This is a genomic window from Flavobacterium sp. MMLR14_040 (assembly GCF_033657265.1).
Classification (GTDB): Bacteria; Bacteroidota; Bacteroidia; order Flavobacteriales; family Flavobacteriaceae; genus Flavobacterium.
Map to the genome: position 1 here is coordinate 24,830 of NZ_JAWVWO010000012.1, position 15,420 is coordinate 40,249.

15 protein-coding genes and 1 pseudogene are annotated in these 15,420 nt (G+C 32.9%); 5 read left to right on the top strand and 11 right to left on the bottom strand.

The annotated features are described in order from the left end of the window. Positions 1 to 79: 79 nt before the first annotated feature. From SD960_RS15800 to rnpA, 4 genes are all read right to left on the bottom strand, one after another. A complete protein-coding gene (locus tag SD960_RS15800) occupies positions 80 to 883 on the bottom strand; it encodes an OmpA family protein (protein ID WP_318804637.1) in 804 nt (267 codons plus the stop codon). Positions 884 to 888: 5 nt separating this feature from the next. After that, positions 889 to 2,526: a S41 family peptidase gene (locus SD960_RS15805; protein ID WP_318804639.1), complete on the bottom strand. Its 1,638-nt coding sequence runs from the start codon at positions 2,524 to 2,526 to the stop codon at positions 889 to 891. A 3-nt stretch (positions 2,527 to 2,529) separates the two neighbouring features. Then, positions 2,530 to 3,342: a DUF4349 domain-containing protein gene (locus tag SD960_RS15810; RefSeq protein ID WP_318804641.1), complete on the bottom strand. Its 813-nt coding sequence runs from the start codon at positions 3,340 to 3,342 to the stop codon at positions 2,530 to 2,532. Positions 3,343 to 3,422: 80 nt separating this feature from the next. Next, entirely contained in the window at positions 3,423 to 3,827 is a 405-nt protein-coding gene (rnpA, locus tag SD960_RS15815) for a ribonuclease P protein component (protein WP_318804643.1), read from the bottom strand. A 125-nt stretch (positions 3,828 to 3,952) separates the two neighbouring features. Between rnpA and SD960_RS15820 the strand changes: the two genes are divergently transcribed. The 3 genes from SD960_RS15820 (at position 3,953) to SD960_RS15830 (ending at position 6,590) form a co-directional block, all read left to right on the top strand. Beyond that, positions 3,953 to 4,693, top strand: coding sequence for a lysophospholipid acyltransferase family protein (locus SD960_RS15820; RefSeq protein WP_318804645.1), 741 nt, complete (start codon positions 3,953 to 3,955; stop codon positions 4,691 to 4,693). A 51-nt stretch (positions 4,694 to 4,744) separates the two neighbouring features. After that, the gene (locus tag SD960_RS15825) at positions 4,745 to 5,737 is read left to right on the top strand and encodes an acyl-ACP desaturase (RefSeq protein ID WP_318804647.1); all 993 of its coding nucleotides are present in this window, start codon (positions 4,745 to 4,747) and stop codon (positions 5,735 to 5,737) included. Between the two features lie 199 nt (positions 5,738 to 5,936). Next, positions 5,937 to 6,590, top strand: a complete 654-nt coding sequence (locus tag SD960_RS15830) for an HD domain-containing protein (protein ID WP_318804649.1) — start codon at positions 5,937 to 5,939, stop codon at positions 6,588 to 6,590. Between the two features lie 7 nt (positions 6,591 to 6,597). Here the strand turns inward: SD960_RS15830 and SD960_RS15835 are convergent, their stop codons facing one another. After that, positions 6,598 to 6,852, bottom strand: a complete 255-nt coding sequence (locus SD960_RS15835) for a hypothetical protein (protein ID WP_318804650.1) — start codon at positions 6,850 to 6,852, stop codon at positions 6,598 to 6,600. A 33-nt stretch (positions 6,853 to 6,885) separates the two neighbouring features. After that, positions 6,886 to 7,701: a hypothetical protein gene (locus SD960_RS15840; protein WP_318804651.1), complete on the bottom strand. Its 816-nt coding sequence runs from the start codon at positions 7,699 to 7,701 to the stop codon at positions 6,886 to 6,888. Positions 7,702 to 7,778: 77 nt separating this feature from the next. On the opposite strand from SD960_RS15840, the pseudogene SD960_RS15845 reads away from it, so the two are divergent. Beyond that, positions 7,779 to 7,904: pseudogene (locus SD960_RS15845) on the top strand (phosphohydrolase); the annotation flags it as partial. A gap of 864 nt (positions 7,905 to 8,768) precedes the next feature. Here SD960_RS15845 and SD960_RS15850 read toward each other — a convergent pair. The 5 genes from SD960_RS15850 to SD960_RS15870 form a co-directional block, all read right to left on the bottom strand. Next, positions 8,769 to 8,891, bottom strand: coding sequence for a FeoB-associated Cys-rich membrane protein (locus SD960_RS15850; RefSeq protein WP_413230382.1), 123 nt, complete (start codon positions 8,889 to 8,891; stop codon positions 8,769 to 8,771). Positions 8,892 to 8,897: 6 nt separating this feature from the next. After that, positions 8,898 to 10,997, bottom strand: a complete 2,100-nt coding sequence (gene feoB / locus SD960_RS15855) for a ferrous iron transport protein B (protein WP_318804652.1) — start codon at positions 10,995 to 10,997, stop codon at positions 8,898 to 8,900. Continuing rightward, positions 10,997 to 11,236: a FeoA family protein gene (locus tag SD960_RS15860; protein WP_017495803.1), complete on the bottom strand. Its 240-nt coding sequence runs from the start codon at positions 11,234 to 11,236 to the stop codon at positions 10,997 to 10,999. Before SD960_RS15860 ends, feoB begins: the two co-directional genes overlap by 1 nt. A 103-nt stretch (positions 11,237 to 11,339) precedes the next feature. Further along, on the bottom strand, positions 11,340 to 12,005 hold the full coding sequence (locus tag SD960_RS15865) for an SCO family protein (protein ID WP_318804655.1): 666 nt from the start codon (positions 12,003 to 12,005) through the stop codon (positions 11,340 to 11,342). Positions 12,006 to 12,190: 185 nt separating this feature from the next. After that, positions 12,191 to 13,114, bottom strand: coding sequence for a DMT family transporter (locus SD960_RS15870; protein WP_318804656.1), 924 nt, complete (start codon positions 13,112 to 13,114; stop codon positions 12,191 to 12,193). A 199-nt stretch (positions 13,115 to 13,313) separates the two neighbouring features. Between SD960_RS15870 and SD960_RS15875 the strand changes: the two genes are divergently transcribed. Next, positions 13,314 to 15,374, top strand: coding sequence for a M13 family metallopeptidase (locus tag SD960_RS15875; RefSeq protein WP_318804658.1), 2,061 nt, complete (start codon positions 13,314 to 13,316; stop codon positions 15,372 to 15,374). Positions 15,375 to 15,420: the final 46 nt, after the last annotated feature.

Sequence of the window (15,420 nt, forward strand, 5' to 3'; positions counted from 1 at the left end):
AACAAAAGATTACTAATTTCGTTTAAAGTTTAACTTTAGGCCGAAATGCAGCTTTTTGGGTTTTTATTGCAAAACAAAACTAGATTTCCGTAATGCAAAATTCGACTCTGCGATCATAATTATCACCTTTTCCCAACGGATATTTATTGCCGCAACCCACAAAAGTCATTCTGCCTGAAGATACTTTTTTTGACAAAAGATATTTAAAAACGGTTTTGGCCCGGTTCCAGGAAAGTCTTCTTTCTTTGGTTTCCTTGTCAATTCCGTCACCATAAATTTCCGGAGTGCAGCAAACATGACCTCGTATTTCAAACTGAATATTTTTTTGGTGTTGTAAAATCGTTGCTATTTTATCTAATTCTTTTTTAGAATTGTGTGTAAGTTTTGAACTTCCAATGTCAAAAAGAATGTTGTCGAGATAAACCTTATCGCCAACTTTTAGTTTGTTTTTGAAAGAATTATGGACTCCTTTTCCGAAACTGTTTTTATTTATAACAATCAAATCAACGCGGCGGTTTTTAGAACGTGTTTCCTTTAGGTTGTCAACAGTATCCGGTCTTAAAACTACACGGCCTTTGCCTTCAAGAATAATTATTTTGCTTTGGTTAAAACCTTTTGATACGAGGAGATTTTGAATTGTCTTAACGCGATTTCTGGACAATCTAAAGTTATAGTCATCATCTCCACGATCATCGCAATAGCCGTAGATTTGAATAGATTCTATTTTTGAAGTATCTATTCTTTGTATAAAATTCGTAACAACGCTTGTTTGTTGTTCAGTAAGATCAAATTTATCGAAATCAAAAAATATAGTTTCGATTGGTTTTTGCTGTGCCGATAAATTGAGCGTAAAGAATATAAATAAGACTTTACAAATTTTCATTTTTTTTACATTTTTAAAATGGTTTTATACTCAGTTTGATTATTTAAAACGCTCACCGCTTTCTTAATTTCTGAATTGTTTTTAATGTAAAATTGATACAAACCTTCCTGATATTGGTATCTCTTGATAAGTTCTTCCTGGATCAGGTTTTTAATTTCTTTCTGGTTTTTATCGAGTAAGGTTGTTTCACTTTTCTCTAAGGCGTTTAATAACTGCTGATATTCCGGTGCGATCGTTTCGTCTATTTTTTCGTTTTTGGCTGCAGCCAAAGTATTTTTCAAAGCTACTTCTGTTTCAGTATCAAAAGTAATCTTGTTTGTTTTTAGATATTGCTTAAAGCTGGCATAATCCGCATCGGTAAGAACGGGGATTTTATCGCCCAAATTTGGATTTTTATAGTAGTAGCTTGTTGCGTAATCAAAGATTCCATCATTCTTTAGTAAAGCGGTTGTAATCGGGCTCATTTTTGCCTCCTCCAATTCGATGTCAGGCAAAACACCGCCACCATCATAAACCGTTCTGCCTTTTCTGGTTTTAAAAGCATTGAAGTTTTTCGCATCCGTTTTTAAGGCAACTCCATTTTTGTCTTTATGCGCATAATCCAAAGCCTGAATACATCTGCCCGATGGTGTATAATAACGTGAGATAGTTACTTTAAGCTGCGTTCCATAAGTTAAATCTACAGAACGCTGAACCAAACCTTTTCCAAAACTACGGCTTCCTAAAACTACGGCGCGATCTAAATCCTGCAAAGCTCCCGAAACAATTTCTGATGCAGACGCACTTCTTCCGTTTACCAAAATTGCCAAAGGAATTTCGGTATCTATTGGTTGATTTTGAGTTTTATAAGTATTGTTATGTTTTTCAATTCTTGATTTCGTTGTCACGATTACTTCATTCTTCGGTACAAATAAATTACAGATATCAATGGCTTCGTTTAGTAAACCACCCGGATTTCCTCTTAAATCTAATACTATTTGTTTTGCTCCATCAGCTTTTAGCTTTTCAAGAGCATCTTTTACTTCAACAGCAGCTTTTCTGCTAAAATGCGCCAAAACGATATAACCCGTTTTATCATCAATTTTTCCATAAAACGGAACGGACTTAATATCAACCTCATCCAAAACCAACTCAGTTGTAAAAGTTTTTCCCTGACGAAGGTATTTTATCGTAATCTTTGTGTTTTTGGTTCCCTTTAATAATTGCGAGGCATCGTCTTTAAAATCAGCAATTAGAACATCACCAATCTGGATAATTTCATCACCGGCTTTTAATCCCGCTTTGTCGGCCGGATAATTTTTATAAGGTTCGCGAACGATTAAGCGGTCTTTTTTACGGGCAATCATGGCACCAATTCCGGTATATTCTCCCGTATTGTTGATTTTGAAATTTACCACATCCTGTTCATTAAAATAAACCGTGTACGGATCTAAACTTCCCAGCATGCTTTTAATGGCTTTGTCCATCAAATCACCCGGATTCGTTTCATCTACATAATTGGTGTTTACAGCTTTAAATAAAGTGGTGAAAATTTCTATTTGTTTGGCTATTTCAAAAAAATCGTCTTTGAAACTGGTTCCAATAAATAAAAATCCGGCGGCAACGGCTGGTATAACGAACTTCTTTTTAAGATAAGGATACATGATTTATGCTTTTTTTCTTTTAAATCGTTTTCTGATAAAATAAACCAGAACAACAAATAGGATAATAAATGGCCAAACGCTAATGATCGAAATTAGAAAACTCGATAAACCAAAAAATCCGGACTTAATTGCTGTCCCTATTTTTGATCCATATGAAGTTTTAATGGCTTCTTTTTCAGCTATGGTTTTGTAAAATTCAATATTGATAGTGCTTTCAGAAACCCGGCTTTCTAAATATTTAAGCTGTCCTTCTTTTGCTTCAATTTCTTCTCTGATAATCGAAATTTGTTTTTCAATTTCTAAAATCTCACTTATTTTAGTGGCTTTCTGTAAAATTTCAAGATATCTGCCTTCGAGTTTCTTTTTTGTTTTTAATCTTGAATCAAGATCGATATATTGTTCTGTAACATCTTCTGCAGAGATTTCTTTTCTTTCAAAATAAGAAACTCCTTCAGATATGGACTTTATAAAGGCATCAAAATTCTGACTGGGAATTCTAATAGTTAGATTTCGATAGATATTGTTATAATCTTTTCCTTCGGCATCATTTTGAATAGTTCCTTTATTTGCGGTAATTGCTTTTTGAATTTGAGCAAAAGTATCGTCTAAATCGTTAGTTTCAAATCGAAGTGAAGCTTGTTTGATGATCTTTTGTGAAATTTCGGGTATTGCAACAGATTCGGATGTTTTGTATGTTCCTTTACCTTTTGCTGGAAGTTTTATAGCGCTAACTGCCATATCCATCTCTGCAATTGGTTCTTTACTACAACTTGTAAGACTTAAAACAAATAATGATAAACAGAAAATGTATTTCATAAATCTTCAATTAAGAGCTAAAACTACAATTTTTTTATAATTTTTAGTCGAAATCGATAAATAAAGTTGCTATTTGAGATCTAGATTTCAGTTTTAGTTTCAGAATCAGGAGTTTTGTTGATCTGTAAGAGAAATTTCTCAAACAACTGAATCGTTTTGGTGTTGATTTCTTCGTAAGATAAACGGTCTTTTGTCTGATAAAAAAACATGAAAGAATACGGTTCTTCAAGATTGACCCAAAGTAAGTGTTTGTTGAGTCGATAGGTTTCTCTCAAAACACGTTTGAAGTAATTGCGATCAACGGCTTTTTTAAAATATTTCTTAGAAACCGAAACACCAATTTTAATTTTTTCTTCTGAACCAGCTTCCGCTTGACGGTAAACCAAACGCAACGGATATTTAGAAACCGATTTTCCTTCAGAAAACAGTAATCCAATAGTTGTTTTGCTTTTTAAACGTTCGTTTTTTGGGTAAGTAAAGTTCATTTAATTCAGAAAAAAAGTGCAATTTTTTGTGCAAAGGTACAATTAAACGATAAAAACGGTTATTGTTTTCAATTTTTATACCGCTAAAAATTTATTTATTACTTTTGGGCATTAATTTTTAACGCATGCAAAAAATAATTTCGTATCCCATATCCGTAATTTACTATTTGTTGTTTAGTTCGGTTTTATTGGTTTTTCATCCAATACAATGGTTCTGTCTAAATGTTTTTGGGTATCAGGCGCACAAAAAAAGCGTTGATTACTTAAATTTCTGGCTTTTAAGATGCACCAATTTGGTAGGAACAACTTATAAAATTGAGAACAGAGAAACAATTCCAACCGGAGTACCTTTAATTTTTGTTTCAAATCATCAAAGTATGTATGATATTATTACAATGATTTGGTATTTTAGACGTTTTCATTGTAAATTTGTAAGTAAGAAGGAGTTAGGTAAAGGAATTCCGAGCGTATCATATAATTTACGTCACGGAGGATCTGTCCTAATTGACCGTAAAGACCCGAAACAAGCGATTCCTGTAATCAAAGGCTTGTCTGAATATATTGAGAAACATAAAAGATCTGCCGTAATATTTCCAGAAGGTACCCGAAGCAAAACCGGAAAACCTAAAGAATTTGCCCAAAATGGTTTAAAAATATTATGTAAATACGCACCATCAGCATATATTGTTCCGGTGAGTATTAATAATTCATGGAAAATGGTAAAATATGGTCTTTTCCCGGTAGGTTTAGGAAATCATCTTACCTTTACGGTTCATAAAGCATTGGCTGTAAAAGATTATGATTTTGCAGAGTTAATGGCTTTGACCGAAAAAGCAGTAGTAGAAGGAGTAAATGAGTATAAATAGATTTTCGTTTTTAGTAAAGACTAAAACTTAAATCCCAATCTTAAATTAGTAATGTCTATAAAAAACATTAGATTAGAAGTTATGCAGTTTTTGGAAAAAAACGTGGATAGCTTCGTTGAACAGTATTTAATTCCAGTAGAAAAAATTTGGCAGCCGTCAGATTTTCTGCCTAATTCTGAAGGAGATAATTTCTTTGAGGAGGTTAGAGAATTACGTGAAATTGCCAAAGAATTGCCATATGATTTCTGGGTTACGCTTGTAGGTGATACCATTACCGAAGAAGCTTTGCCAACATACGAATCCTGGTTAATGGATGTTGAGGGAATAAATCAGGTGGAAAACGGTGGAAATGGTTGGTCTAAATGGATTAGACAATGGACCGGAGAAGAAAACCGCCACGGTGATTTATTAAATAAATACTTGTATTTGTCTGGTCGTGTAAATATGCGTGAAATCGAAATGACAACGCAGCATTTAATCAACGACGGTTTTGATATTGGAACTGGATCTGACCCATACAAAAACTTTGTATATACTAGTTTCCAGGAATTAGCAACTTATGTATCACACAATAGAGTAGCTCAAATGGCGAAAAAATTTGGTGATAATAAATTGTCTAAAATGTGTAAAATGATTGCTGGTGACGAAATGCGTCATCATCATGCCTATAGCGAATTTGTAACCCGCATTTTTCAGGTTGATCCTAGCGAAATGATGTTGGCGTTTCAATATATGATGAAACAAAAAATCGTTATGCCGGCGCACTTTTTAAGAGAATCGGGTCAAAAGATCAGTTCAGCTTTTGAGCAATTTTCTGATTCTGCACAACGTATTGGTGTTTATACTGCAAACGATTATGTAGATATCATGCAAAAATTAATCGATAAATGGGAAGTTGACAAGATTACTAATTTGACAGATGAAGCAGAAAAAGCACGTGATTACTTGATGAAGTTACCCGCTCGTATGGCAAGAATCTCAGAAAGATTAGTAATTCCGCAGGAATCTCATATCTTTAAATGGGTAGAACCTGCAAGATTATAATTTTAGATTTTAGATTGTTGATTTCAGATTAAAATTGATATTGTAATTGATTTTGACATTGACATTAAAAATATTGTTGATTGTTGAAGTGTGAAAGCTTTGACAATCAACATTTTTTATATAAAAAAAGATTAAATAAAACCCACGGTAATCCGCTTAAATTCGCGTCACCCGCTCCCATTTCTCAACAATAAAAATTATGAATTACCCAGATCTAATAAACAAAACCATTGCATTTGTAAAAGAAAAATTAAATGATGCGGAAGGCGGACACGATTGGTTTCATATCGAACGCGTATATAAAAATGCACTCTTAATTGCAAAAAGTACAGATTGTGATTTGGTAGTTGTTCAATTGGGAGCTTTACTTCATGACATAGCAGATAGTAAATTTCACAATGGAGATGAAACGATCGGGCCCAGAACGGCACGTTTGTTTCTTGAATCTGAGAACGTATCTTCAGCCATTATCCAGCATGTAGTAAACATCATTGAAAATATCTCGTATAAAGGTGGAAATTTCGAAAAGAAATTCTCTTCGATAGAATTAGATATTGTTCAGGATGCAGATCGTTTGGATGCAATTGGGGCAATTGGTGTTGCAAGAGCTTTTAACTACGGAGGATTTAAAGATCTAAGTCTGTATAATCCGAATATTAATCCAAATTTGATGATGAATAAGGAAGAATATAAAAATAATAAAGGAACAACAATTAATCATTTTTATGAAAAATTGTTGTTATTAAAAGATAAAATGAATACTCAATTGGGTAAAGAAATTGCGTTAGAAAGACATAAATTTATGGAGTTGTTTCTTTCACAATTTTACGCAGAATGGGAAGGATATAGATAAAATTGATTTATAATATTTTCCATTCAATACTCTTTTCTGAAGGTTTAACTTTTGCAATCCATGCTTGCCTGTTATTAGTAAAAGCAAATTGCTTAATTCTATTTTCATCAATGTGAAAATTATCTTCTATTGTTATAAACATTCTAGAACTTTTACCATCAGCTTTTAAAAAATGTTTGTTTTCGGTTATTTCAATATTAAAAAAACCGTTTTCGTCTAGCCATTTTTCAACTATGACTTTTTTGTTTTCAATATCACTCATAACTATTAATTTAAATTAAAAAATATCTGGGACTTATATATTTAATGCTTTTTTTGTGAATGAATTTAATGTTTCAAAATACTCTTCAAATGATACGTTTTTTGAGTTTTTATATATGTTTTTGAGCTTTTTAAAATCGTCAAATTCAGCAAAAATTTCCTCAAAAGCGATATGTTCTCTTTTGATTACTAAAATCATTATGCTTTCTTCCGTATATATGGGAGAAATGGTTGGCAAATATAGATCAAATGTTGGAGATGTACTTAAAAACATTTTATTAATGCTTAATAATGATCCTAAAAAACGTTCAAATTTCTTTGTTCTAATCCATTTATCTGAAAACACACTCCCACCATTGTAACAAAGTCTCCAATATTCTTCAGCAGTGATTTTGTTCTTTTCTTTAAGATATAGAGCAACATAAAAATCTGCCTCAATATCAATTAAACTCATGAAATCTGATCCAAACGTATCCTTAATTTTCAAAGCATCTTCTTTATTTGGAACCTTTTGAACTACAAGATGAAAATATTCATGCAATATAACCATTTCCCAGTATTCAAAATTACATAATCTAATTATATTAGGATTGAAGGAAACAATTTGCTTGTTTTTATCATCCGTTACTACCTTCATTGTCCAATCTTCATCTGAAAAGGGTTCAATAATTATACTTTCAATATCAAATCGCTCTTTTGTTACGCCACCTTGAATTAACCATTCATTGAAATTATTTAATTCGGATATTAAATGACTTTTTTTTTCTGGATCTATTTCTCTTTGTTCTGAGTCATCAAAGATTTTTAAATCATCATAAAGATCAATTTTTATTGTTTTCTTTTCACGCATAATGTTAGATTAACAATCTAAATTAATGAATTAAAAGTTAATACGTTACGTGATTAATAAGTTTTTTTATAAGTAAACAAGAAATTTTACTTTTAAAAGACAAAATGAATACCGAAACCGGAAAGCAAATTGCAGCCGAAAGACATCGTTTTATGGAATCTTTCCTGGCACAATTTTATGCAGAATGGGAAGGAGTGAAGTAATTTTTAGTATCCAACCCCAGTATTGAGTTTCAGTTTTTGTTGTTATTGATGTTTCATAATAAAATACGAAACCGCAACTGCACAAATAAACCCTATTGTAAACCACAATAATCGTGTAACTCTATTATCTCTAATAATCTCAGTTTTATCAAAATCTGTCATTCCTTTAAAATTAAATTAATAAAACAAAATTAAAAGATATTAAGCTGATAAAAAGTGAGTTAAGGCCTTTTTTGTATCAAGAAAAGGCAAGTTATTTTAAATAGTTTTTCTTTCGCAAAGACACGTTATTAAAACACAAAGCTTCACAGAGATTTAAATTTCTTTTGTGAAGCTTTGTGTTTTTAGCGAATCTACGGGATTTTTTTTAAAATTCTTGATCAGTGTATCCGTAAAACCCAATTTAGTTGAGTTATTGTTGTCATTGTAAAAAGGAGATAAATTAAAAATCCTTTTTGCACAAAAGAATATATACATCTATTGAAAAAATTCAGGGAATTTATCTTTCCATCCATTTTTTCTACTATATAATTGTTTAAGTAAAACCAGAATATGAGAAAAATACTAAAAGCGCATATTTTTCGGAAATCTGATGCATTTATTTGAGACGTAAAAAATGACAATTGATGTGCTAAATAAATTACTATAAAAATTGTTGCAATAATTAAGTTATTAAAACGATTGACAAGAATTTTTTTAGAAAGAATTAGAAATAAAGACAGATTTAAGAATATGAAAAATATAAAATAAATAAAGGTTGTCATATTTTTTAAATTTTTTGCTGACTATTTTTATCATTTAAAACAATTTATCCAAACGTATAAACCTTAGGCCCTCGACATCTCAGTATCTCAGAACCTTTTTCTAAGAACATCCACAATTCCCATCACCACAGTCTTTTTTCTTTTTAGATTTCCAAAAGAACTTTTTGACTAAGAAAGCAACGGCAATAAATAATATTGCAAAAGCGATAATTTCCTGTATCATGATCTTTTATTTTAAAAGTTGGTAAGCTAAGAGCGCCACAAAATAAGCCAGACCACTCATTAAAACAAGCTGCATTGCCGGCCATTTCCAGGAGTTGGTTTCTTTTTTTGTTACCGCAAGCGTACTGGCACATTGCATAGCAAAAGCGTAAAACAGCAATAAAGAAATTCCGGAAGCAAAATTAAATATCTTTTGTCCCGTTTCCGGATTAACCTCTTTTTGCATTTTGCTTTTAATAGTAGTTTCGTTTTCACTGTCTCCAACACTGTAAATCGTAGCCAATGTTCCCACAAATACTTCACGCGCTGCAAACGAACTGATAATTGCAATTCCGATTTTCCAATCGTAACCCAAAGGAGAAATTGCAGGTTCGATCGCTTTACCCATAATTCCGATATAAGAATTCTCTAGTTTTTGAGAAGCAACTTCGTTTTCGAATTCAACTTCATTTAGAGGCTTATTAACAAATCTTTCTTTTACGATAGTTTCAGCCTCGTTAAAATCTTTTCCGGGACCGTATGAAGCCAAAAACCATAAAATAACAGATATTGCCAGGATGATTTTACCCGCACCAACAATAAAAGCTTTGGTTTTTTCGACAACATTAATTCCAACGTTTTTGAAAAGAGGCATTTTATAGCTAGGCATTTCAACAACGAAATACGTTTTATTATCCAGTTTTAAAACTTTATTTAAAATATAAGCCGATAGAATTGCTGTTCCAAATCCAAGTAAATACAATAACATCAACGATAATCCCTGCATATTCAAAATTCCCAAAACACGTTCATTCGGAATTACAAGTGAAATAATAATCGCGTAAACGGGTAATCTGGCAGAACAAGTCGTGAATGGTGTTACTAAGATCGTAATAAGGCGTTCTTTCCAGTTTTCAATATTTCGAGTAGCCATAATTGCCGGAATGGCACATGCAGTTCCGGAAATTAACGGAACAACGCTTTTTCCCGAAAGTCCAAACTTGCGCATGATCTTATCCATCAGGAAAACCACCCGGCTCATATATCCGCTTTCTTCCAAAATTGAAATAAACAGAAACAAAAACGCAATTTGCGGAATAAAAATAATAACACCGCCAATTCCCGGAATAATTCCCTGCGAAAGTAAATCGGTTAAAATACCACTTGGTAATTCTGCGGCAACCCAGCTGCTTAAAGAAGCAAAAGTGCTGTCGATAAAATCCATAGGAATTGTTGACCAGCTAAAAATGGATTGGAATATGATAAACAAAATAGCCAGGAAAATAAAATAACCCCAAAATTTATGGGTTAGAACACGATCCAGTTTTGCTCTAAAGTCTTTTGCCATTGAAGCATCGACTTTTAAACCTTCTTTTAAAACATCATTTATAAACTGATATCTTTTGATGGTTTCCTTTTGCTGTAATCGTTTTAACTCAGAATTAGATTTGGTAAAAGTGCTTCGAATTTCATTTCTGTCTAAATTCGAAAAATTCACATCCTGCGTAATAACCAGCCATAACTTGTAAATAAGCTGATTGGGAAAAGCATGCTGTAATTTTTGAAAATACTCAGGATCAATTACTGATGCATTTAAACAAGCTTCGTGCGGAATGGTTTTATAAGAAACAATTAATTCTTTTAAATTGTCAATTCCCAAACCTTTGCGAGAACTTACAAGAGCAATTTTAGTTTTTAGTTTTTCTTCTAAATAAGGAATATCAAGTGTAATCCCTTTTCTTTCCATACGATCAGACATATTAATGACTAAAATCGTGGGAATTTCCAAGTCTTTAATTTGGGTGTAAATCAGTAAATTTCGTTTCAGATTTTCAACATCTGTTACCACAACCGCTACATCCGGATATAATTTATCGTTTTTGTTGAGCAAAAGTTCAATCACAACACTTTCGTCCATTGAACTGGCATTCAAACTATACGTTCCGGGCAAATCGAGGATGTTAGCTTTTATGTTGTGAGGTAATTTACAGAAACCAATTTTTTTCTCAACCGTAATTCCGGGATAATTTCCAACTTGTTGATTTAAACCGGTAAGCTGATTGAAAACAGAAGTTTTTCCTGTGTTGGGATTTCCAATAAGGGCAACATTAATATTTTGAATGCTCATTATAAATTGGTTTTGATAAGTTCAACTTCAATTTCACGAGCAGTTTCAACACGAATCGCAACATGCGAGCCATTAATGTCAAGATATAAAGGATCTCCGAAAGGAGCAATTTGAAGTAATTCGACTAAGTTGCCCGGCAAACAACCCATTTCTAATAATTTTAGAGGAATAAGATCGATATCAAAATCTTTGATAATGGCTTTCTCGCCTTTTTTCAGAGTATGTATTGTATTTTGCAAGCTTATTTAGATTGAATTTAGATTACAAAAGTAGACAATAATTCTTTATTGCAAGGCATTTAACACTTTTGAATATGCTAAATCTTTCTAAAAATAAGGGATTTTACTCTTTAGACAAGAAATCAATGTCTTCTAAAAGACGTTTGATTTCTTCTTTGTTTGTTCCGTCATAAAATCCGCGAACGCGACGTTTTTGATCTACCAAAACAAAATTCTCTGTATGCACCATATCATAAAGCTGATCCGGTCTGCCCAATTTTACAGCCAAATACGATTTTCGGGCCATTGTATAAATATCTTTTTTATCGCCGGTAACCAAATTCCATTTGCTGTCTACAACATGATGTTTTATAGCATATTCTTTTAAAACCGGAATACTGTCAACTTCAGGAAAAACGGTGTGGGACAATAACATTACCTTCGGATTATTTAAAACCGCTTTTTGAACTTCTTCAAGATTGGTTGTCATTTTCGGACAAATAGATCCGCAGGTTGTAAAGAAGAAATCAGCAACATAAATTTTTCCCTCATAATTTTTCTGAGTAATGGTGTCGCCGTTTTGATTCACAAAAGAAAAATCAGCAATTGTATGGTATTTGCTTTTGTACTGAACAGTGCTATCAACCAATTCTGGATTTACATCAGCCGGATTGTAAATTGGTAAAGTTTTTTGTGGCTTTAAAGCCGAATAAAATAAGGATATAGTGACAACCGAAAAAAGAATTAAAACGATAAAGAATTTGCGGTATTTATAAAGAAACGATTTCATAAAAATAATTTGCCGCAAAAATACGAAAAGCACTTTTTAAAATAGTAGTTGGGTATTGTTTTTAACAAGATAGTGGAGATTTATCGCCACGAATTTCACCAATTTGGCTAATTGTTTTTTGGTTCAAAAATTTATAACAATTTCAATTCGAGATAATTAGTTCAATTGGCGGCAAAACTTCTGTACTATTTTTTAGTTTTTCGGATAGATTTATTAACCAGATACAATCCAATTAAAGTAACAACAACGCCAACAGCAATGGCAGAAGTTAGGCTTTCGCCGAAAATAATTGCGCCCAAAACCATTGCCACAATTGGGTTGATGTAAACATAAATACTGCTAATTTCTGTTGGAAGATGCTGCAGCGAATATATAAAAGCAATAAAAGTTAAAACCGAACCAATAATAACCAGATAGCCAATTGCAAACCACGATTCTGATGGAATTTCACCCAAAGGAATATTCGTTCCAGAAGCTTCTGTAATGACCATAAGTATAATACTCGAAATAAACATTTGCAGCCCCAAACTAAAATACGGATTAAAACTTGCCGCTTTTTTCTTAGTATGTAAAATCCCAAAAGCCCAGGTTATTGTAGAAGCAATAGTTAAGATAATCCCGAATTGAAAATCGGGCTTAAAGAAATCTCCAAGATGGTCAATGAAAATAATACAAATTCCCCCAAAGCAAATTAATATTCCAGTTATGGCCAGTTTTGCAACTCGTTCACCATGAAAAAAATTAATCATAATAATCCAGATTGGAAATATTGCGCTTATAATGGCGCCCAATCCGCTGCTGATATATTTTACACCCCAGGTGCTTAAGCCGTTACTTAAAGCAAAATTCAAAATTGCCAAAATCAGAATGGTGCGCCATTGTTTGCCTTTTGGCCATGGTTCTTTCTTTAGAAGAAAATAACCAACGTATAAAATTCCGCCTAAAAACTGACGAATAGTAGCAAGCTGCAAACCCGGCATATGTTTTACGCCTTCTTTTGAGGCAAGCCATGTTGTTCCCCAAAAGAAACTCACCCAGCATACCGCCAGAATAGGAAGTCCGATTGCTTCAATTTTTCCCGAAAATGCATTTTGAATTTTTTCTTTCATTTTGATTAATTCTTCAGGCAAATATTCCAAAAACAATTTCAATTAAACCTTAAAATAAAAAGATTTATTCATGAATTTAATTGTTTAAACAGATGAATTATTTGCATTAAAAAACTTACGATAGATTATCGTGTAATTTTAACATAAAGTTTGAAATAATAGCAATATGTTTGTAGATAGACTTAAAACATACGCAAAAATGAATAAACAACTTAGCAAACCTTTATTTTGTGCTTTTTCGGCAATGTTATCATTAACAGCAGTTAAGGCTCAAAAGGCAAATACCACAGAACCCGGAATTAATGTTTCATATATGAATACTAAAATTAGTCCGGGAGAAGATTTTTTTCGTTACGTAAACGGAACCTGGTTAGATAAAACCGAAATCCCAAGTGATCGAACTTCCTGGGGAAGTTTTAATGAATTGCGTCAACGAACAGACGATAATTCATTGGCTATTTTAAAAGAAGCTTCCAAAAATCCTAAATACAAATCAAATACTGATCAGGGAAAAGCGGTTGCGTTATACAATACCATTCTTGATACTGTTGGAAGAAATAAAAGAGGCGTTACTCCACTTCAGCCTTATTTAAAGAAAATTGACGCTATTAAAAACGTTGCCGATTTGCAAAATTTCTTAATTGAAATGGAACCTCAGGGCGGAATTGGTTTCTTTAGTATTTACATTGGAGCAAATGCAAAAAACAGTAATGTGTATGCTGTCAATATAAGTCCGGGACGCTTGGGATTATCAGATAAGGATTATTACAATTCTGATGATAAAGACTCAAAAGAAAAACGTGAAAAATACGAACTTCATATTGCCCGAATGATGCAGTTTATTGGAGAATCTCCTGCAAAGGCAAAAGAAAGCGCAAAACAAATTTTGGCTCTTGAAACTGAAATGTCTGCTCCGAGACTGGATCGTGTGGAGCGCAGAGATCGTAGAAAACAATACAACCCAACCGCTATTGCTGATTTGAAGAAAACAACACCTTCTATTCAATGGGATAAATATTTTGCCGGAATTGGAATGGCAAAATTAGATACGGTAAATGTGCAACAGCCACGTTATATGGCAGCTTTGGAAAAAACTTTTACAGAAAAAAAAGTAGCAGACTGGAAAGAATATTTAAAATGGTGTGCATTAAATAAATCTGCATCAACTTTAACGACAGAAATTGAAAATGCAAATTTTGATTTCTACGGAAAAACATTAACAGGAGCCTTAAAGCAACGTCCAAGAGAAGAATTAGCGTTACAAGTAATCAATCAGACAACCGGTGAAGCTTTAGGAAAGTTGTATGTTGAGAAATTATTTCCTGCTGAAGCAAAAGAGAAAGCGCAAAAAATGATTCAGAATGTGATTTTGGCTTATCAAAATCGTATCAACGCTTTGCCTTGGATGTCTAAGGAAACCAAAGAAAAAGCGATTCAAAAATTAAATAAAATCACAATTAAGATTGGTTACCCTGATAAATGGAAAGACTACTCAGCATTAGAAATAAAAAATGTTAGTGAAGGTGGAACCTATTTTGATAATATTAAAAATGTATCAAAATGGAGTTATCAGGAAAGTGTTGCTAAATTAGGAAAACCGGTTGATAAAACGGAGTGGGGAATGTCTCCGCAAACTGTAAATGCATATTACAATCCATCATACAACGAAATTGTTTTTCCAGCGGCTATTTTACAACCTCCATTTTATAATTACCAGGCGGATGAAGCGGTAAATTATGGTGGAATTGGTGCCGTGATCGGACATGAAATCTCACATGGTTTTGATGATTCGGGTGCGCGTTATAATGCAGATGGAAATCTTGTTGACTGGTGGACGGCTGACGATTTAAAACAATTTACAGAACTAGGAACAGCTCTTGCCAATCAATACAGTGCCCTGGAACCGTTACCGGGAATTCACGTTGATGGTAAATTTACTTTAGGCGAAAACATTGGTGATTTGGGTGGAGTGAATGCTGCTTACGATGGTTTGCAATTATATTTGAAAGAAAATGTAAATCCGGGTTTAATTGACGGATTTACTCCGGAACAGCGTTTCTTTATTTCATGGGCTACAGTTTGGAGAACAAAATCGAGAGACGAAGCGATTAAGAATCAGGTAAAAACCGATCCGCATTCACCGGGAATGTACAGAGCAGTTGTGCCAATTCAAAACGTGGATGTTTTTTATCAGGCATTCGGAATCAAAAAAGGAGATAAAATGTATGTTGAACCAGAAAAACGAGTTAAAATCTGGTAAGATGATAATACAAAAAGGGCGCTAATTTAGCGCCCTTTTTGCATTT